Annotated in this window: 16 protein-coding genes; 5 read left to right on the top strand and 11 right to left on the bottom strand. The window is 64.5% G+C overall.

Translation table 11 applies throughout. The annotated features are described in order from the left end of the window. The first annotated feature begins 28 nt into the window (after window positions 1–28). Complete coding sequence (locus HUK68_RS08940; RefSeq protein ID WP_175503878.1) at window positions 29–655, top strand: hypothetical protein; 627 nt, start codon at window positions 29–31, stop codon at window positions 653–655. A gap of 312 nt (window positions 656–967) precedes the next feature. Next, window positions 968–2209, top strand: coding sequence for a TetR/AcrR family transcriptional regulator (locus HUK68_RS08945; protein ID WP_175503879.1), 1242 nt, complete (start codon window positions 968–970; stop codon window positions 2207–2209). A 54-nt stretch (window positions 2210–2263) separates the two neighbouring features. Here the strand turns inward: HUK68_RS08945 and HUK68_RS08950 are convergent, their stop codons facing one another. The 11 genes from HUK68_RS08950 to HUK68_RS09000 all read right to left on the bottom strand — a co-directional run bounded on the left by HUK68_RS08950 (window position 2264) and on the right by HUK68_RS09000 (window position 16645). Beyond that, complete coding sequence (locus tag HUK68_RS08950) at window positions 2264–3304, bottom strand: porin (protein ID WP_175503880.1); 1041 nt, start codon at window positions 3302–3304, stop codon at window positions 2264–2266. Window positions 3305–3408: 104 nt separating this feature from the next. Further along, window positions 3409–4542 (bottom strand): acyl-CoA dehydrogenase family protein, encoded by a 1134-nt coding sequence (locus HUK68_RS08955; RefSeq protein WP_175503881.1) that lies wholly within the window; start codon window positions 4540–4542, stop codon window positions 3409–3411. Window positions 4543–4552: 10 nt separating this feature from the next. Next, window positions 4553–5746: an acyl-CoA dehydrogenase family protein gene (locus HUK68_RS08960; protein WP_175503882.1), complete on the bottom strand. Its 1194-nt coding sequence runs from the start codon at window positions 5744–5746 to the stop codon at window positions 4553–4555. A gap of 85 nt (window positions 5747–5831) precedes the next feature. Beyond that, complete coding sequence (locus tag HUK68_RS08965; RefSeq protein WP_175503883.1) at window positions 5832–7922, bottom strand: 3-hydroxyacyl-CoA dehydrogenase NAD-binding domain-containing protein; 2091 nt, start codon at window positions 7920–7922, stop codon at window positions 5832–5834. Between the two features lie 11 nt (window positions 7923–7933). Continuing rightward, window positions 7934–9136: an acetyl-CoA C-acyltransferase gene (locus HUK68_RS08970; protein WP_175503884.1), complete on the bottom strand. Its 1203-nt coding sequence runs from the start codon at window positions 9134–9136 to the stop codon at window positions 7934–7936. 114 nt (window positions 9137–9250) lie between these two features. Next, on the bottom strand, window positions 9251–10993 hold the full coding sequence (locus HUK68_RS08975; RefSeq protein WP_175503885.1) for a long-chain-fatty-acid--CoA ligase: 1743 nt from the start codon (window positions 10991–10993) through the stop codon (window positions 9251–9253). Between the two features lie 33 nt (window positions 10994–11026). After that, a complete protein-coding gene (locus HUK68_RS08980) occupies window positions 11027–11998 on the bottom strand; it encodes an ABC transporter ATP-binding protein (RefSeq protein WP_175503886.1) in 972 nt (323 codons plus the stop codon). Between the two features lie 16 nt (window positions 11999–12014). Then, entirely contained in the window at window positions 12015–12983 is a 969-nt protein-coding gene (locus HUK68_RS08985) for an ABC transporter ATP-binding protein (RefSeq protein WP_175503887.1), read from the bottom strand. Between the two features lie 44 nt (window positions 12984–13027). After that, window positions 13028–14731 (bottom strand): ABC transporter substrate-binding protein, encoded by a 1704-nt coding sequence (locus tag HUK68_RS08990; RefSeq protein WP_244146295.1) that lies wholly within the window; start codon window positions 14729–14731, stop codon window positions 13028–13030. 36 nt (window positions 14732–14767) lie between these two features. Next, window positions 14768–15676 carry an ABC transporter permease gene (locus tag HUK68_RS08995; protein ID WP_175503888.1) on the bottom strand — a complete coding sequence of 303 codons (909 nt, stop codon included), beginning with the start codon at window positions 15674–15676 and terminating at the stop codon, window positions 14768–14770. A gap of 12 nt (window positions 15677–15688) precedes the next feature. Next, the gene (locus HUK68_RS09000) at window positions 15689–16645 is read right to left on the bottom strand and encodes an ABC transporter permease (protein ID WP_175503889.1); all 957 of its coding nucleotides are present in this window, start codon (window positions 16643–16645) and stop codon (window positions 15689–15691) included. Window positions 16646–17403: 758 nt separating this feature from the next. Between HUK68_RS09000 and HUK68_RS09005 the strand changes: the two genes are divergently transcribed. From HUK68_RS09005 to HUK68_RS09015, 3 genes are read left to right on the top strand one after another with little or no spacing between them, the layout of a single operon-like run. Further along, window positions 17404–18372: an alpha/beta fold hydrolase gene (locus tag HUK68_RS09005; protein WP_175503890.1), complete on the top strand. Its 969-nt coding sequence runs from the start codon at window positions 17404–17406 to the stop codon at window positions 18370–18372. Further along, complete coding sequence (locus HUK68_RS09010) at window positions 18369–19043, top strand: alpha/beta fold hydrolase (protein ID WP_175503891.1); 675 nt, start codon at window positions 18369–18371, stop codon at window positions 19041–19043. Before HUK68_RS09005 ends, HUK68_RS09010 begins: the two co-directional genes overlap by 4 nt. Further along, window positions 19040–20347: an MFS transporter gene (locus tag HUK68_RS09015; protein ID WP_175503892.1), complete on the top strand. Its 1308-nt coding sequence runs from the start codon at window positions 19040–19042 to the stop codon at window positions 20345–20347. Before HUK68_RS09010 ends, HUK68_RS09015 begins: the two co-directional genes overlap by 4 nt. The last annotated feature ends 7 nt before the right edge of the window (window positions 20348–20354 follow it).

Raw genomic sequence — 20354 nt, forward strand, 5'->3', positions numbered from 1 at the left:
CTTGACCGGGCCTTTGCTCGCAGTTTTCATGGCCATCACTCCCACCGGCCCGGCAGCGGCGCAGGCCGCCACCGCGGCATCCATGCATCAGGTCGACGGGTTTCGCAGCGCCCGTTTCGGCATGTCGCTGCAGCAGGTCCGCAAGGCCATCGCGCAGGACTTCAATGCCGGCGCCGATGCGGTGTCGGAGATGGACAACGCGGCCGAAGGCACGCGCGTGGTGCTGGTCAAGTTGAATGCCCTGGAGCCCGGTCCGGGCCCGGCCGTCGTCAGCTACATCTTCGCCAACGCGACGCAGCAGCTGCGCCACGTCAACGTCGTCTGGCAAAGCGGCCCGGCGCCCAGCGAAGCGCAACGCAATCAATACGCCGTCGCCGGCATCCAGCTGACGCGTTACTTCCGTGAGCTGAACTGGAAGCCCGAGGGCAGCGTCGTGGCCGTCGCCAACGGGCCGGGCAGCATCTTGCTGTTTGCCGGCATCGATCCCAAGAATGCCATGGTCGAAGTCGTGGCGAGCGGTATCCCGCTGTCAGGCGCCAACGGGCAACCCGCGGCGGCGCCCACGGGCCCCGCCCAGCTGCGCGTGAGCTATGCATCGACCGTGCCGGCGCAGGCTGCCATTGCACCCAACGCGGTCCCGCCTGGCGCGTTTTGAACGCCGGATGCTTGCCCGGCGGTTTCGCGGCCTGCAGTTGCAGCATTTCCATAAGCCTGAAAACACGCTTGCGGACCAATTTGCTGACGTGCAGCACTTCATTTTTCGATACCAGAAAAACTAAAATGCAAATAGTGGCATTTGGGCGGGCGGCAATGCGCGGGTGATGGCGTAGGCTTGGGCAAGCCGGGTCGGGGCCATGCCTGATCGCATTGCCTGGCCTCGCATGGCGACGCCCGACCCCACCACCGGGGCGCGCTTTCACAAGAAGTCCGCCTCATCCAATCTGTTTCCTTGGGGCGAAGCGAAAATATGACGACTATCGAGGAAAGCACCGCGGCAGAGCGCAATACCGGGCGCTACGTGAAGAAGCGCGAGGCGATCATCAACGTCGCCTCCCGGCTTTTCGACGAGCATGGCATCAAGGGCGCGATGCTGTCGGAAGTGGCAAAACGCGTGGGCCTGAGCACCAACAGCATCACCTACTACTTTAAGAAAAAGGAAGATCTGGTTTTCGAGTGCCTGATGCATACGGTCAGGACCTTCGACAGCATCACGGCGCTGGCCGAAAGCGAGCCCACGCCGGAGAAAAGGGTCAGGCGCTTTCTCGAGGAATTCTTCCGCAAGCTGGCCGAATCCGCGAACGGCGAATATCCGGCCATCATGACGTTCCGCGATGCCGCCGAACTCGACAGCTCGTACACCAAGATCGTCTTCGACCGCTACCGGAGCATGTTCAAGCGCGTGCGCGGGCTGCTGGCCGAGGGCGCCATCCGTTCGGAAAACCGGATGACGCTGACCTTGCGCACGCATCTGTTCCTGACGCAGATCCAGTGGTGCCGCATCTGGATGGGCAGCTACAGCCCCGAGAGCCACGACCGGATCCGGTTCTATGTGATCGACATCCTGCTTAACGGCATTGCCGCGCCGCATCTGCCCTGGGAGCGCAACGCCCTCGATGCCAAGCTCGCGCAGTTCCACATTCCCGAGTCGCCCAACCGTGGTTTCCTGGTCGCGGCCATCCATCTGATCAACGAGGCGGGCTACAGCGGGGCGTCCATCGACCGCATTTCCGCGAGCCTGAGCGTGACCAAGGGTTCCTTCTACCACCACATTCCCAGCAAGGAAGACCTGTTTGCCGAGTGCATCCAGCGCACCCAGGCGGTGCTCGAAGGCTATCTGGCCACGGTGCACCGGCACCAAGGCACGGGCCTCGAAAAGCTCGGCGCGCTGTCGCGCGCCTTGCTCAAATACCATTTCTCCGAGCAGGGGCCGCTGCTGCGCGCATCGGCATGGAGCCAGATTTCCGACTACAGCCTGTTCCATGAAAAGATCAAGCCCTTGCGCGAGCTCTACCAGAACATGCAGGATTTCCTGGCTGCGGGCATGATGGATGGCTCCATCCGCGCCACGCACCAGTCGGTGGCCGCGATGATGGTGGTCGGCATGATCAATGGCTCGCTCACGCTGGACAAATGGGTGCCCGGCTCGGAGAACATCAATGTCGACGTGCTCTACGTCAAGCCCATGTATTACGGGCTGCTGAGTGCCTGATCGCGCAACGGTCGGCCGGGCACGGGCCTGTGCGCCTGCCCCGGCGCGCGGCCGTCAGAAACGGTGGGTCATGCCCAGCGTGATGGCGGTGGTGCCGGCCGTGGCCGCGGTGGTGCCGGCATAGCCATTGACGACGCGGTAGGGCCGATCGGGGTTGCGGTTGTGGATGCGCGCGAATCCCAGCGTCACTTTCGAGCGTTTGGACAGGAAGTATTCATACATCGCGCCGAGCTGGTTGGCATCGTTTTGCGGCACCAGCTTGTTGTCCTTGCGGATGTAGGAGGCCGACAGCACGCCGCGGCCCAGCGGGTAGGAAACGCCGAGCAGCACATCGGTGTTGTCCTTGACCCGCGCCTGGTTGGCCTGGTTGCGCGCGGAGTTGTCCGAGTAGGCCAGATAGAGCTTGGCATTGCCCCATTTGTAGTTGGCGGCAACGATGGTGCTTTTGGAGTCGACGTCGAGCGTGGGGTTGGTATATAGATTGCTCCGCTGGTGCGAGAGTTCGATGTCCAGCGGCCCGGCGCCGTAGCCGAAATTGAAGCCCGTGGCGCTGTTTTGCGACGATCCGCCGGTGGGCGATTCGCCGAAGAAATGCGCGAGCGCGCCAAAGAAGCCCTTGCGCGCATAGGTCCACGGGTTGAAGCCCGGGCTGTTGTAGATGATGCCGTTGTTCAGGCGCACGCCATGGCTCTCCATGAGGTTGGTGGCGGTGAACACGCCAAAGGTGCCCGTGGGGTCGGCCACCAGCGCCAGCGTGGCAAACGAGGGCGTGTAGATTCGGCCCATGCGTACCGTGCCCCAAGGGCCCTGCAAGCCGACAAAGGCCTGCTTGTCGAAGAACGCCGCGCTGGCCGTGTTGCCGGTATCGGCATTGAAGGCGTTTTCCAGCTTGAAGAGGGCCGACAGCCCGCCGCCCAGATCCTCCTTGCCGCTGAACATGAAGGACGAGGGCCCGCCCAGCGCGGTGCGCACCGAGGCGCCGCCGGAATTGAAGCCCAGGCCCGCGTAAATGGAGCCAGACAAGGTGATGGTGGTTTGCGAATAAGCGCAGCCTGTGGCCGCCAAGACCAGGGAACTCACTAAGAATTTTTTCATTGCAGACACCCCTGTGGAAGGAATTGACCGAATAAAAAATCCAGCCCCTGCTGCAATGGGCCATGCAGCAGAAGAGGGCTGGATTTAGTGACGAGGCGCGGGAGTCAGGCCGCCATGAAATCCGGCTGCCTGATGAAGCGACTCCGGTGGAAGTCGGTATTTCCCAAGGTCATTTCAATGGCGGTCAGCCGCTTGAAATAATGCGAAATGGGCATCTCATTGGTCATGCCCATGCCTCCGTGCATTTGTATGGCCTGTTGGCCCACGAACTGCAATGCCTTGCCCACGCGCACCTTCGCGGCCGATACCAGCTTGCGGCGCTCCTCGGGCGGCACGCTGTTGACCTTGACCGCTGCCAGCACGGTGATGGATTTGGCCTGCTCGGCGTGAATGAACATGTCGGCCATGCGATGCTGCAGCACCTGGAAGGTGCCAATGGGCACGCCGAACTGCTTGCGCGTCTTGAGGTATTCGAGCGTCTGCGCGTTGGCCGCTTCCATCGCGCCGACGGCTTCGGCGCACAGCATGGCCACGCCGAAATCGGTGGCGGCTTCGAGGATTTCCCAGCCCTGGCCTTCGCTGCCTATCATCGACGTGGCGGGCACGCGCAGGTTGGTGAATGCGATGTTGGCGGCGCGCTGTCCATCGAAGGTCCGGTAGTCGGCCACCTGGCTGCCCTCCAGGCCCGCCGGCACGTAGAACAGCGTGATGCCTTGTTCATCGCGCGCCGCGCCGCTGGTGCGCGCCGAGACCACCCAGCCCTGGGCCTGGGCGCCATGGATCACGGCGCATTTGGCGCCGTCGATGACGTAGGCATCGCCCTCTTTCCTGGCCGAGGTGGTGATGTTGAACAGCTCGTGGCCGGCATCCTTCTCGTTGAGCGCGCAGGCCAGCTTCATGCGGCCGCCAGCGACTTCCTCGAGCACGGCATGCTGATTTCCCCGGCGCAGGAACTCGCAGGCCAGGATGGTCGCGAAGTAGGGCTCGACGACCAGGCCGCGGCCGAGCTCCTTCATCACGATCATCAGGTCCTCGGAGCTGCCGCCGAGGCCGCCGTCGTTTTCGGGCACGGCCAGGGAAATGGCGCCCAGCTCGCTCAAGGCGTTGAAACCCTGGTCCGAAATGCCGGTGTCCGAGTAAATGATCTTCTTGCGGTCTTCAAACGAATAATCACGTTCTATCCAGCGCTGCAGGGATTCGGAGAATTGCTGCTGTTCTTCGGAAAGGCGAAAGTCCATGGTGGTCTCCTTACAGGCCCAGAATCATTTTGGAAATCACATTGCGCTGCACTTCGTTCGAACCACCGAAAATGGTGATCTTGCGCAGGTTGAAGTAATGCGGCGCCAAAGCCGCGAGCGCGTCCTCGCCCGAGTCGCTCGAATCCTTGCGGTTGTGCAGATAATCGGGATCGAACGCCAGTCCCGCGGGGCCGCTGGCTTCCAGCAGCATTTCGCTGATGGCCTGGGAGATTTCCGTGCCCTTCACTTTGAGCATCGAGGCCTCGGGACCGATCTTGCTGCTGGCGCCGTCGGCCACCAGCGCCAGCGCGGTCATCTCCAGCGCCATCAGCTCGATTTCAATGTCCGCCACGCGCGCTGCGAACTGCGGGTCCTGCAGCAGCGGTGCGCCATCGAGCTGCTTGGACAGCGCCAGGCGCTTGAGCACCTTGAGCTCGCGTTTGGAGTTGCCGATCGCGGCAATGCCGGTGCGTTCATGGCCCAGCAGGTATTTGGCATAGGTCCAGCCCTTGTTCTCCTCACCCACCAGATTGGCCACCGGCACCTTGACGTTGTCGAAGAAGACTTCGTTGACCTCGTGGGTCTCGTCCATGGTGATGATCGGACGCACCGTGATGCCCGGCGTCTTCATGTCGATCAGCAGAAAGGAAATGCCGGTCTGCTTGGTGCCTTCGGTGCTGGTGCGCACCAGGCAGAAGATCCAGTCGGCATGCTGGCCCAGCGTGGTCCAGGTCTTCTGGCCGTTGACGATGTAGAAGTCGCCCTCGCGCACCGCGCGGGTGTTGAGCGAGGCCAGGTCGGAGCCCGCACCCGGCTCGGAATAGCCCTGGCACCACCAGTCCTCGGCGTGGTAGATGCGCGGCAGGAAATGCTGCTTTTGTTCCTCGCTGGCAAATCCCAGCAGCACCGGCGCCAGCAGATTCAGGCCGAACGACAGCGTCGGCGGCGCATAGGCCTTGGCATATTCCTCGGCCCAGATGTGGCGCTGCATCGAGCTCCAGCCCGTACCGCCATATTTGACGGGCCAGCCCGGGGCGATCCAGCCTTTCTCGGCCAATATCTTGTGCCAACGCACGGCATCCTCGCGCTGCATATGCCGGCGCTTTCGGACTTTCTCGCTCAGCTCGCTGGGCAAATGGTCTTTGAAGAACTGCCGGACTTCATCACGAAACTGCAGATCTTCCGGTTTATATTCGAGGTCCATAATAGGCTCCTGGTGAAAAAAGAACGTGAATCCCCGCTGCATGGCCTCAAAGCCATGCATTTGCCTTGCTTGAAAATGATTTAAATCAGCGCGCTGGTTTGAGGTCGCTGAATTTGCGCCCGCTGCCGGCCAGTTCTTCGAGCAGTTTGGCGGGCTTGAATTGCGGGCCCAGTTGCCGTTCGAATTCCTGCATCTTGGCGAGCACCTTGTCGAGGCCTACCTGGTCGCCATGGAACATCGGGCCGCCGCGGTGGATGGGCCAGCCGTAGCCATTGACCCAGACCACATCGATATCCGAGGCGCGCAAGGCCATGCCTTCCTCGAGAATCTTCGCGCCTTCGTTGATCATGGGATAAATGCAGCGCTCGAGAATCTCCTCGTCGCTGACTTCGCGCGTGGAATATCCCTTTTTCTTCGCGAAATCGGCAATGGTCTGCTCGACCAATTGCGATGGCACGGCCGTGCGCTTTTCATCGTAGTCATAGAAACCCGCACCCGATTTCTGGCCGCGGCGGTCCATTTCGCAAAGCACCTCGCGCAGCGTCGACGAGCTCGATTTCTCCTTGTTCCAGCCCAGGTCCAGCCCGGCGAGGTCGCTCATGGCAAAAGGCCCCATGGGGAAGCCGAACTGGTAGAGCACGCGGTCCACGGCCCAGGGCATCGCGCCTTCCATGATCAGGGCGTTGGCTTCGCGCTGGCGCTGGGCCAGGATGCGGTTGCCGACAAAGCCCGGGCAGACGCCGACCAGCACCGCGACCTTGCCGATGCGCTTCGCCAGCTGCATCGAAGTGGCAATGACGCTGTCGCTGGTGTGCGCGCCGCGTACCACTTCGAGCAGCTTCATCACATTGGCCGGCGAGAAGAAGTGCAGGCCGATGACCGACTCGGGGCGCGTGGTGGCCGAGGCGATCTCGTTGAGGTCGAGCGCCGAGGTGTTGGAAGCCAGGATGGCGCCGGCCTTGCAGGTCTGGTCCAGGCGTTTGAAGATGTCCTTCTTGACCTCCATGTTCTCGAACACGGCTTCGATCACCAGATCGACATCGGCCAGCTGCTGCAGCTCGAGCGAACCCGTCAGCAGCGCCATGCGCTTTTCAATGTCCTCGGGCTGGAGCCGGCCCTTTTTCGCCGTGTTCTCGTAGTTCTTGCGGATGGTGGCCAGGCCCCGGTCGAGCGCCTCCTGGCGCGTCTCGACGATATGCACCGGAATGCCGGCGTTGAGGAAGTTCATCGCGATGCCCGCGCCCATCGTGCCCGCGCCCAGGATGCCCACGGTCTCGACCGGCAGGATGGGCGTGTCCTTGGGCAGGCCCGGCACCTGCCAGGCCTGGCGCGAGGCAAAGAAGTAGTAGCGCAGCGCGGCCGACTGCGGGCCCTGCATCAGTTCCAGGAACAGCTTGCGTTCGAGCTGCAGGCCTTCGTCGATGGGCAGGTTCACCGCGGCTTCGACGCACTGGATGATCTTCTCGGGTGCCGCCAGGCCGCGGAACTTGCGCGCATTGGCGCTGCGGAATTTCTCAAAGAGCGCGGGTTGGCCGCGTGCGGCCAGGACCTTGTCGTTTTGCTCGCGCACCTTGCGCAGCGGGCGCTTCTCGGCCACCACGCGCCGCGCCAGTGCCACGGCCGCGGCCTGCAGGCCGCCTTCGGGCGCGAGTTCGTCGATCAAGCCGATCTCCAGCGCCTCGGCCGCCTTCACCGGGCTGCCCGAGGTCATCATTTCCAGCGCCTTTTCCACGCCGACGATGCGCGGCAGCCGCTGCGTGCCGCCCGCGCCCGGCAGCAGCCCGATGTTGACTTCGGGCAGGCCCAGCCGCGCCGAGGGCACGGCAATGCGCCAGTGGCACACCAGCGCCACCTCCAGGCCGCCGCCCAGCGCCGTGCCATGGATGGCCGCCACCACCGGCTTGGCCGATTCCTCGACAATGCGCTGGACCTCGCCCAGGCTCGCGCCCGCGGGCGGCTTGCCGAACTCGGTGATGTCGGCGCCGGCAATGAAGGTGCTGCCTTCGCAGATCAGCACGATGGCCTCGATGGCCGGCTCCTGCAGCGCGGCCTGCATCGCGCCATGGATGCCGTCGCGCACCGCGGCCGACAGCGCGTTGACCGGCGGAAAATTGATGGATATCACACCCACGTTGCCGTCGGTGCGCAGTTGCGTCACGGAATTGATCGCGCTCATCGCATGCCTCCTCAGTAGATTTCAAACAGGCCGGCCGCACCCATGCCGCCGCCGACGCACATGGTCACGACGCCGTACTTCGCGCCGCGGCGCTTGCCTTCGATCAGCACATGCCCGGCCATGCGCGCGCCGGACATGCCGAACGGGTGGCCGATCGAGATCGAGCCGCCCGAGACGTTGAGCCGCTCGTCGGGAATGCGCAGCTTGTCGCGGCAGTACAGCACCTGCGAGGCAAAGGCCTCGTTGAGTTCCCAGATGCCGATGTCCTCCATGCGCAGGCCGTGCTGCTTGAGCAGCTTGGGGATGGCAAACACCGGGCCGATGCCCATCTCGTCGGGGTTGCAGCCGGCCACGGCCATGCCGCGGTACGCGCCCAGCGCCTGCAGGCCGCGCCGCTGGGCCTCGGCGCCTTCCATCAACACCATGGCCGAGGAGCCGTCGGACAGCTGCGAGGCATTGCCGGCGGTGATGAAGCGGCCTTCCTGGATGCGCTGGCCGTCCTTGAACACCGGCTTGAGCTTGGCCAGGTCTTCGTAGCTGGTGCCGGGACGGTTGCCTTCGTCCTGCGACAGCGTGATGGTCTGCTGCGAAACCTCGCCCGTGGCCTTGTCGGTCACGTTGCAGACCGTGGTCATGGGCACGATTTCCTGCGCGAAGCGGCCTTCGCGCTGCGCCTGCGCGGTGCGCGCCTGCGACTGCACGGCGTAGCGGTCCTGGGCTTCGCGCGAGATGCCGTAGCGCTCGGCCACGACCTCGGCGGTCTCGATCATCGCCATGTAGAGCGCGGGAATGTGCTCGACCAGCCACGGATCGCGCGCGCGGTGGGTGTTGGGCTTGCCGGCCTGCACCAGCGAGATCGATTCGAGCCCGCCGCCGACCACGACCTGCATGCCATCGACCATCACCTGCTTGGCGGCCGTGGCGATCGCCATTAGGCCCGACGAGCACATGCGGTCGACGGTCATGCCCGATACGGTCACGGGCAGGCCCGCGCGCAGCAGGCTCTGGCGCGCGGTGTTGCCGCCGCTGCTGCCCTGCTGCGAGGCGCAGCCCATGACCACGTCCTCGACTTCGGCCGGGTCGATGCCCGCGCGCTGCACGGCGTGCGAGATCGCATGGGCGCCCAGTTCCTGGGCCTGGGTGTTGTTGAACGCGCCGCGAAAGGCCTTGCCGATCGGGGTTCTCGCGGTTGAGACAATCACTGCTTCGCGCATGGGAGCTCCTTGGATGAAAACGGGGTGAATCGCGAAATTCAGGCAAACGCCTCCCCCGCACCGGCACGCGGTGCTGCAAAAACGGGGGAGGATGGAACGCGAGGGGCGGGCGGCTTATGCCGGCTGGCGCGCCGTGTCCCTGGCGAAGGCCAGGTAGTGCGCGAGGTTCTCGCGCACCGCCTTCTTGTTGAACTTGCCGACGCTGGTCTTGGGGAGGTCGGGCGTGATCGCCACCAGCTTGGGCAGCATCCACTTGGTGATCTTGCCGGTCTGCACGCCATGCTCCTCGAGGAAATCGATGACGTCATCCTCGGTGGCCTGCATGCCGGGGCGCAGGCTCACCACGGCCATCGGCTTCTCGCCCCAGACCGGATCGGGCACGCCGACCACCATGGCCTCGAGCACGAAGTCGGCCATGGCAATCAGGTTCTCGAGCAGCACCGTGGGCACCATCTCGGCGCCGCTGCGGATCACATCCTTGAGGCGGTCGGCAATGACCACGAAGCCTTCGGCATCGACCTTGGCGATGTCGCCGGTATGGAACCAGCCGTCATACCAGACCTCGGCGGTCTTGTCGGGCGACTGGTAATACTCGCGCGTGACCCAGGGCCCGCGGATCACGATCTCGCCCACGGTCTGGTTGTCCCAGGGCACGGGCTTGCCGTGCTCGTCCATGACCTCGACTTCGAGGCCCAGCGAGGGCAGGCCGGTCTTGACCATGACCTCGTCGATCGCTTCCTTGGACCAGCCCACCATGTGCTTCTTGACGAAGGCGCCGATGGCCACGGGCGCGGTTTCGGTCATGCCGTAGCCCGAGCTGGCGCGGAAGTTGGGCAGGGCCTTCTCGAGCTTGGTCTTGAGGCCCAGCGGCAGCGCGCCGCCGCCGACGCCGACATTGACCAGGCTGCTGAGGTCGTACTGGTCGAAGTCCTTGAACTCCAGCAGCATCGCGGCAATGGTCGGCACGATGCCCACCGAGGTGACCTTCTCGCGCTCCACCAGCTCGCAGAAGCCGCGCACCGTGAAGGTGCCGGGCAGCACGACCTTCTGCGCGCTGAACACGGTGCTGAACGGCGAGCCCCAGCCATGGATGTGGAACAGCGGCGTGTTGAGCATGGGCACGGCGTTTTCGCCCAGGCGCTCGGCCTGCACGAAGTCGGGCGTGTTGGCGATGCTCTGGCGCGCCATGCCATGCAGCGTCATCAGGTACAGCTGGCGGTGCGAGAAGGTCGCGCCCTTGGGCTGGCCCGTGGTGCCCGTGGTGTAGCACAGCGTGGCGATGGTGTCCTCGTGCAGATAGGGCCAGTCGAACGCGGCCGGCTGGTCGGCGATCAGCTTCTCGTACTCGATCAGGTTGGGAATGCGCGTGTCCGGCAGGCCGGGCTTGTCCGACATGTAGACAAAGGTCTTGACGGTGTCCTTGATGCGGTCGTAGATGTTCTCGAGCAGCGGCAGCACCACATCGTCGACGAAGATCACGCTGTCGTGCGCGTGCTCGATGGTGTAGGCGATGTGTTCCTCGGACAGCCGGATGTTGATCGGGTGCAGCACCGCGCCGGAGCAGGGCACGGCGTAGTACAGCTCGAGGTGGCGGTGGGTGTTGTACGACATGGTGCCGACGCGGTCGCCCAGGCGGCCCGGCTGCCCGCCGGCGATGCCGAGCTGCTGCAGTGCGTGGGCCAGCCGGCTCACGCGCTGGTGCCACTCGCGCCAGGTGAAGCGCTGGTATTCGCCGCTCACGTGGTTGCGGTAGACCACGCCGATCTGGTCGGGGTAGTAGCGCACGGGCCGCTTCATGAAGGTCGTCAGCAGCAGCGGATAGTTGGTGCTGAACTCGGGAAAGGTCTGGGCGTCCATCGGGTTTCCTTCAAAACAGGTCGTAACGGGCTATCAGGCATAGAGATGGCAGGCCACGGCATGACCGCCGGGGCTTTCCTGCAGGGCCGGGTCCTCGGCCTTGCAGCGCTCCATGGCTGCCGGGCAGCGCGTATGGAAGCGGCAGCCGGGCGGCACGCGCAGCGGGCTGGGGATCTCGCCCTTGAGCACAATGCGCTGGCGGCGGCTTTCGGCATCGACATTGGCTTCGGGCACGGCCGACAGCAGCGCCTGGGTATACGGGTGCATGGGCTGGGCATACAGCGCGTCGCGCGACGCGACTTCGACCACGCGGCCCAGGTACATCACGGCGATGCGGTCGCTGATGTGGCGCACCACGGCCAGGTCGTGGGCGATGAACACATAGGTCAGGCCGAGGCGGCGCTGCAGGTCCTTGAAGATGTTGATGACCTGCGCCTGGATGGAGACGTCGAGCGCCGAGACCGGCTCGTCGCAGACGATCACGCTGGGCTCGAGCGCGAGCGCGCGGGCAATGCCGATGCGCTGGCGCTGGCCGCCAGAAAACTCGTGCGCGTAGCGCTCGGCCATGTCGGGCAGCAGCCCGACCATGCGCAGCAGCTCGGCAATGCGGCGCTGGTATTTCTCCGGGTCCTTGTCGAGGCCATGCACTTCGAGCGGCTCGCCGATGATGTCCTTGACCTTCATGCGCGGGTTCAGCGAACCATAGGGGTCCTGGTACACCATCTGCACGCGCTTGCGGAACTGCTTGAGCTTCGCGGGCGTGACTTCCTCGCCTTCGAACAGGATGCGCCCGCTGGTGGCTTGCAGCATGTGCATCAGCGCCAGGCCGGTGGTCGACTTGCCGCAGCCGCTTTCGCCGACCACGCCCAGCGTCTCGCCGCGCCGCACCGAGAACGACACGCCGTCGACGGCCTTCACGGTGGCCACCTGCTTCCTGAAGATCACGCCCTCCATCACCGGGAAGTGGATCTTCAGGTCTTCGACTTTGAGAATCTCTTGCTGCATTGCGTGCTCCCGCGGTTCAGGTGTTGAAACAGGCCTTGCTGTGGCCGTCCTTGACGCGCGTGAGCGCGGGGCGGGCGGCGTCGCAGTCGCGGCTCGAGCGCGGGCAGCGCGGCGCGAAGGCACAGCCCGGCGGCAGGGCGGATAGGTCGGGCGGCATGCCTTCGATGGCCGGCAGCGGCTGGTCCGGGTCGCTGTCGATGCGCGGAATCGACGCCAGCAGGCCCTGGGTGTAGGGATGCTGCGGCTGCTCGAAGATGTCGCGCGCCGTGCCCTGCTCGACGATGCGTCCGCCATACATCACGGCCACGCGGTCGGCATAGCGCGCCACGACGCCCAGGTCATGGGTGATCAGGATCATGGCGGTCTGGTCGCGCTGCGTGAGCTCCTTGAGCAGGTCGAGGATCTGCGCCTGCACCGTCACGTCGAGCGCCGTGGTCGGCTCGTCAGCGATGATCAGGCGCGGCTCGCAGGCCAGCGCCATGGCGATCATGGAGCGCTGGCGCATGCCGCCGGAAAACAGGTGCGGGTAGGCCGACAGCCGGCTCTTGGCGTCGGGGATCTGCACCCGGCCCAGCAGCTCGGCGGCGCGCTCGTAGGCCGCGCTCCAGGGCACATGGCGGTGCAGTTGCACCGGCTCGGCAATCTGCTTGCCAATGGTGATGGACGGGTTGAGCGAGGCCATCGAGTCCTGGAAGATCATCGCGATGCGGTCGCCGCGGATGCGCCGCATCTGCGCGGCGTTGAGCTTGAGCAGGTCCTCGCCCTCGAACAGGATCTCGCCCTGCTCGATGCGGCCCGGCGGGCTGGGGATCAGGCCGAGGATGGACATCGAGGTCACGCTCTTGCCCGAGCCCGATTCGCCGACGATGGCCAGCGTCTCGCCGGCGTTGACTTCGAAGCTGACGTTGTCGACGGCCGTGACCTCGCCATGCTCGGTGCGAAAGCGCGTCGTGAGGTTCCTCACCTGCAATACCGGAGTTGCCATGTTGTGCCTCTGGGTCGAAAGGGGGTGGAAGTGCGCGGGCGCCGTCAGAAGCCCATCTTTTTCTTCAGCTCCTGGTCGATCCACAGCTGGGCATGGATGGGCGCGAAGCGGCCCGCGCCGACGAACATCTCGCCGCCGTAGTTCTTCACCCACGGCCACCAGGCGGTGTAGCGGTAGGGCGCGGGCATCCAGATCGCGGGCGCCTGGTCCAGCACCTGGGTGGTGAGCTCGCGCAGCATCTGCTGGCGCTTGGCTTCGTCGCGCTCGCCATTGGCTTCGGCGACGCGCGCGTCGAATTTGGGGTCGTTCATCATCGGCGCGTTGTAGACCTGGTCCTTGCCGAAGTTGATGCGCAGCGACGTGGTCGGATTGACATCGGGAATGGCCGTCAGGTAGCCGGCGGCATTGGTGTGGCTGGTCATGGCCGACAGGTGCGCGCCGTATTCCATGGGCGTGATCTCCATCTTCACGCCCACGCCTTCGAGATAGGCCGCGACCAGCGGCATCAGCTCCATCGACTCGACGTTGCAGCTGCAGATCTGCATCTTGAAGGCGAAGCCGTTGGGATAGCCGGCCTCGGCCAGCAGCTTCCTGGCCTTGGCCGGGTCGTACTTGAACAGCTCCTGCACCGAAGCCGGCTGTTCGTTCAGCGGCTTGTGGTAGCCCACGTATTCGGGATGCATGGGGAAGGTGAACAGCGCGGCCTCGCCGCCATAGAACTTGTCGACGATCTCCTGCTTGTTGACGGCCATGTTCAGCGCGCGGCGCACGCGAACATCGTTGAAGGGCTTGGCGTCGACGCGCAGCGCGACGCGGGGCGCGGCCGTGGTGAGCCAGCGGTTCCACTGCAATTGCGGCGTGCTTTTCTTCAGCTCCCTGGCGGCCTCCCACGGGATCGAGGACAGGATGTCGATCTTGCCGGTGCGCAGCGCCGACTGCTGGGTCGAGTCGTCCTTGATCACGCGGTGCACCACGCGGTCGACAAACGGCAGCTGGTAGCTCTTGCCGCCGATCGTGAGCTTGTCCCAGTAGACCGGATTCTTGCTGAAGGTCAGCGAGTTGCCCTGCGCGACGTTGGTCAGCATGAACGGGCCCGTGCCGTTGACGTTCTTCCAGTTGCCGGCGCCCGCGGCAACCACTTCCTTGGGCACGATGCCGGAAAAGAAGCCGTTGCCGAAGCGGTAGTCCCAGTCGGCGATGTATTTGTTGAAGTGGAACACCACCGTGTGCCTGTCCTTGGCCTCGACCTTGTCGACATGGTCGTAGTAGCCCTGGGTGCGCTTGGGGCTGGTGTTCATGCGGTTGAAGTTGTAGACGATGTCCTCGGCCACGAGCTCGCGTTCGTCCATCACGCTTTTCTTCGCCGGAAACTTCACGCCCTGGCGCAGCTTGACTTCGAGCGTCAGCGGCGTGGGCCAGCTCCAGCTCTCGGCCAGTTCGCCGCGCACCGCATCGCTGGGCTGCCAGCCGCTGATGGTGAAGGGATACTTGCCGCCGCGGCTCTTGGCCTTGGACAGGTCCACCGCAAACAGCTGCTCGTAGAACTGGCCGGTATCGCGTGTCTGCAGCGTGGCCTGCCAGTCGGCCAGGTCCCACGACAGCGTGGTCACGCCCGCGCTGCTGCTGGCGAAGTTGAGCGTGCCGCCGTACTTGGGCGCCTCGCCCTGGGCCAGGGCGCTGCAGGCTGCACCTGCCAGCGCCAGGGCGCATGCCATGCGGGTCGGGGTCGTGAACGGTGTGCTGTGCATTCTTGTCTCCTGGTGGGGGGTGGGGCGGGGCAGGGCTCAGCGGGTGCCGCGCATGCGCGGGTCGAGCATGTCGCGCAGGGCGTCGCCGAAGACGTTGATGGCGTAGACCACGAGGGTCAGGCAGATGCCCGGGGCCAGCGCCAGCCACGGGCCTTGCAGCATGTAGGTGCGGCCGTTGCCCGAAAGCATGCCGCCCCAGGTGGGATGCGGCGGCGGCACGCCCAGGCCCAGGAAGGACAGGCCCGATTCGGCCAGGATGGCGGTGCCCACGCTCGAGGAGAACAGCACGATCAGCGGCGGAACCACGTTGGGCAGCACATGGCGCCAGAGGATGCGCGGCGCCGAGGCGCCCATGGACTTCGCGGCATGGATGTACATGTCTTCCCGCACCGAGACCACGGCGCTGCGCACGATGCGCGAGCCGCCGATGCCGATCAGCAGTCCCAGCGTCAGGATGATCTGCGTGATGCCCGAGCCGAACACCGAGGCCACGACGATCAGCACGACCAGGCCGGGAAAGCTCATCCAGGCATCGACGAAGCGCTGGATCAGCATGTCGAGCTTGCCGCCGAAGTAGCCCGAGACGATGCCGATCAGCGCCGACAGGACCGTGGAGATCATGGCCACCGACAGCCCGATGACCACCGAGATCTGCGCGCCGTAGATGCAGCGCGACAGCAGGTCGCGGCCCAGGTTGTCGGTGCCGAACGGGTGGGCCCACGAGGGGGCATGCATGCGCGCGGCCATGTCGACCTCGTTCATGCCATAGGGTGCCAGGACGTCGGCAAAGAGGCCGACCAGCAGGAAGAACAGCGCGACCACGGCCCCCGCGGCGCCCAGCCGCTTCTCGCGGAACAGCTTGCGCACGAAGCGGCGCAGCGCGCCGGGTGGGCGGGAGGCGGCGGCCTTGGGAGCTGCCGAGAGCGAAATGGCCTGGGTTTTCATGGCTTGCCTCCGTTAGCGTTGGCGGACCTTGGGATCGATCAGGCCGTAGCTCAGATCGACGACCAGGTTGATGAGCATCACGCTGATGCCGACGACAAAGAACACGCCCGTGACCACGGGGTAGTCGCGCTGGTTCACGGCGTCCAGCAGCAGCAGGCCCATGCCGGGCAGCACGAAGATCTGCTCGAGGATCACTGCTCCGCCGATCAAGACCGGCGCCTGGCTGCCGATCAGCGTGATCACCGGGATCAGCGCGTTGCGAACGGCATGCCGCACCAGGATCAGCATCTCGCTCAGGCCCTTGGCGCGCGCGGTGCGGATGTAGTCCTGGCGCAGCACCTCGAGCATCATGGTGCGGGTCATGCGCATGGTGATCGCCGACAGCGACAGGCCCAGGATCACGGCGGGAATCAGCATCTGCTGCAGGTTGGCCCAGGGGTCTTCGGAAAACGGCGTGAAATGGATTTCGGGCGACCAGCCCCACCAGATCGAGGGAAACACGGTGACCATCGTGCCGATCCAAAAGCTGGGTACGGCCAGCATCAAAAGCGAGAACGAACGCGTCGCATAGTCACCCGCCGTGTCCTGCTTGACCGCGGAATAGACGCCGATCGGAATGGCCACGGTCAGCGCGATCAGGATGGCCAGCAAGCCCAGCTCGAAGGTCACCGGCAAGCGCTCGGCAATCATGCTCACCACCGAATCGCCCTGCCACAGCGAGTCGCCGAGATCGGCATGGAACAGCAGCCGGCTGATCCAGACGCCGTACTGCCGCCACAGCGGCTGGTCGAGCCCCAGGGTTTGCAGCAGTTGCTCGCGGGTCAGCTTGTTCGAGCCGGCGTCGTTCTGGCTGAGCATCAGGTCGACGACATCGCCGGGCACCATGCGCACGATCACGAACACGATGATGCTGGCAATCAGCATCGTGGGCAGCAGCGCCAGCAAGCGGCGCAGTACATAGGTGTGCATCAGTGGCTCCCCGTGGAAATAGGGCGCTTGCCTGGCCGCTGCCATTGGGCGGGCCGGTCGAAGGGCGGTTGTCCGAGTGGATCGGTGATTGCGTTTCGCACCATATGTCTCCTGTACTCAAATTTCGAATCGACTTGGTTCAAGGCATTCCGGCCCGTTCTTCGACGCCTTGGGGCCTGGCTTGGAAATGGCGGTATGAGAGTGGCAAGGCGTTTTTTTGACGTCTTGTTACCTTTTGCTTGACTCGCCGACAGCGTTTCTTCGAGGCATTTCCCCAGCCTGCGATCGATCATACTCAAAACACTAAAACGATCAAACAAATATTTGGAAGCGGCTTTTCTCTTTGTACTGCACTGTTTGTTAATGGTTTTCAGAGAGAGATTTGGCTATTTCTTGGCTTGCGCCAGGGTTTTTACCCAAGGGTTTTCGTGCATACCGTAAACACTAGGAGGTTCTTGGCTAAGTGCTGGAAAACCCTTGTTGGATGCGTCTCCGGCTTGCTTGCACCGCTTTTCTGTGCGCTTTTTGGTGGCTTCGAGCAGGTGTGCGGTGATTTTTTCTTTGTGCTAGCATTCATGCATACCGAAAGTTCTAATAAAAAATATTCCATACCAATAAGTTCTTTTTCTAGGCTTTTTTGTTTGATAAGCCGTTGTTTTTGTTGAGGCAATGCTTGGCGATGAGTTGTCATTAATTGAAGCGACCATTCCCATACCTTTGAAGCAGGGTGTGGCGCGGGCTGACAAAGAGGAGCGCAGATGTCGGGAATCCAGGAAACAGAGGTGCAGGACGAGGCCCAGGCTGGGGTGCTGCAGGACGAGCTGGCTTTTCACCGCTACCCCGGGGCCCGGCCGCCGGACCGGCAGGGCCAGGTCGACGTGTTCGGCGTGAAGATCGCCACCTACGAGTGGGGCGCGCCGGATGCGCCACCCGTGCTGCTGGTGCATGGGGCGCTGGACTTCGCGCGCACTTTCGATGTATTTGCGCCCTTGATTGCCGATGGCGGCTATCGCGTGGTCTCGTATGACCACCGCGGGCATGGCGATTCGTCGCCGGCGGCGCTCTACGGATGGGTTGCCGATGAGCGCGATCTGCTGTGCGTGGCCGATGCGGTGTCGAAGCAGCCCATGCCGGTGATCGGCCACAGCAAGGGCGGCTCGCTGCTGATCCATGCGATCGAGGCCCTGCCGCACCGTTTCACGCGCTTTGCCTGCATCGACGGCATGCCGTTTCGCAGTCCGCATCCGGACACGGCCATGCATGAACGGCGTTACATGACACCCGAGGTGATAGCGAAGTGGCTTGACCATCGCCATGTCTCGCCGGAATCGGAGCGCAAGCCCGGCGAACTGCAGGCGCTGGCCGCGCGCCGGGCGCGCTTGAACCCGCGCCTGAGCCACGAATGGCTCTGCTATCTGGTGAGCAAGGGCGCCTATGAGCAGCCCGACGGCTGGCGCTGGAAACTCGATCCCGCCATCCGGCCCGGCGGCTTTGGCGTGATGCGTTCGCGCTGGATGACCGACCGGCTGCCGGGCTTTCCCGTGCCGCTGCTGGCGCTGTTCAGCACCATCGACGAGCCCATGGGCTGGGACTGCAAGCTCGAAGACCTGATCGGCTATCTGCCGGCTTCGGCGCAGGCCATCGCCATGGCGGATACCGGCCACTTCATCCACATCGAACGTCCGCGGCAGACCGCCGATCTCATTCTTGACTTCCTGCGCCCATGACCCACTACCTACAGCACGGCCGCGTGCGCCTCGCGCTGCATTGCCTGCGGCCCGCCCAGAGTCCCGAAAGCCATCCGCTGCTGCTGCTCCACGGGCTCGGGGAGTCCGCGCGTGCGCATCCAGCGGGCCTCTACGCCGCCTGGCCGGGCGCGGTCTACGCGCTGGACTTCACGGGCCATGGCGCCTCGTCGATTCCGGCCGGCGGCGGCTACAGCTGCGAGGTGCTGATGGGCGATGTGGACATCGCGCTGGGGCACACCGGCGCCGCCACGGTGTGCGGCCGCGGGCTTGGCGCGTACATCGCGCTGCTGATTGCCGGAGCCCGGCCGAAAAAGGTCCGTGGCGCGGTGCTGCTGGACGGCCCGGGCCTAGCCGGCAGCAGTGCTTCGGCATCGCCCTATATTCCACTGGTGCCCGCCGCGTCCACGCAGACTCCCGATCCTTTTGCGCTGGCCGAACTCGCGACCGACGCGCGGCCACCCGAATACGCGGCGCATTACGCCATGCTGGCCCAGGAGTTCAGCGCGCTGCGCAACCCGGTGACGGTCTGCACGCGCGAGCAGCCGCCATGGCTGCAGTCGGTGCGCGTGATAGTGGGCAGCGATGCGGCCAACCCCGCGAAGGCCTGCCTGTCCTACGCCGTTGCTTTCCCCACAGCGGCCTTGCCATGAGCAGCCCGTCCGCACTTTCATCGCCGCCCGAGCTGACGCAGCAGGAGCAGGCCTACCAGGCGCAGGTGCAGCGCGACCTGCCACGCAATTTCCTCGCCAACCTGGCGCACGGCATGCTGGGCTTGACGGGATTCAAGCTGATGCATGCGCCGACCTTCGTGCCGGCCTACATCTTCCTGCTGTCCGGCTCGAAGGTCGCCGTGGGTCTGGCGCTCGGGGCGCAGTTCATCGGCATGGCCATGTCCTCGATCTGGAGCGCCACGCTGATCGAGCACCGCGAGCAGGTGATGAAGGTCGTGTACTCGGTGGGCTGGATGATGCGCCTGCAGATCTTCTGCCTCGCGCTGAGCACCTTTTTCTTCAGCGGCCACACCGCGCTGGTGCTGGCCTGTGTGTTCCTGGCGCTGTTTGGCTTCTTCGGCGGCATGCAGGGCGTGGCGTTCAACTTCCTGATGTCCAAGGTGATTCCCACCAACCAGCGCGGCAGGCTGATCGGCCTGCGCAATTTCCTCGGCGGGCTGATCGCCGCGGGCGTGGCCTATGTGGGCGGCGAATACCTGGTGGGCAGCAACGCCTTCGGCAATGGTTACGGCTCGACATTCATGCTGGCGTTCATCCTGACCAGCATCGGTATCAGCGCGCTGACTTTCGTGCGCGAGCCCAAGTCGCTCACGGTGCGCAAGAAGTCCGCGGGCTTTCGCCAGCGCGTCGCCGAAATTCCGGCGCTGCTCAAGGGCGACGACGACTACCGCAAGTTCTTCTATGCGCGCGCGCTGGGCGCGCTGGGCACCGTGGCGGTGCCGTTCTATGTGCTGTATGCGGGCCAGTATGTGAGCTTGTCGGGCGCGACGCTGGGCTATTTTTCGCTGGCCTTCCTGCTGTCGCAGACCATCAGCAACCTGTTGTGGGGAAGGATTGCCGATGCGCGGGGCTACCGGCTGGTCTTTTTGCTGAGCATGGCGCTATGGGGGGGCGCCACGCTGCTGCTGATCTGCGGCGCCTCGCTGCCGGTGTTCGTCATTGCCTTCTGCGGCCTGGGCGCGGGCTTTGGCGGCTACCAGGTGGCGTCCAGCAACTTCGTGCTCGAGTTCGGCAAGTCGCATGAACTGCCGATGCTGATCGCGGTGTCCGACACCGCATCGCATCTGATGATGGCCCTGGGCCCGCTGCTGGGCGGCGTCATTGCCACCTATTTCGGCTACCACCTGATCTTCTGGCTGGCGCTGCTGGTCAAGACGCTGTCCCTGATCATGGTCTGGAAGCTGCATGAGCCGCGCCACCGCATGCAGGCGGCGCATTCCTGAGACAAGT

Origin of the sequence: Comamonas antarctica, from assembly GCF_013363755.1 — a bacterium.
Classification (GTDB): domain Bacteria; phylum Pseudomonadota; class Gammaproteobacteria; order Burkholderiales; family Burkholderiaceae_C; genus Comamonas; species Comamonas antarctica.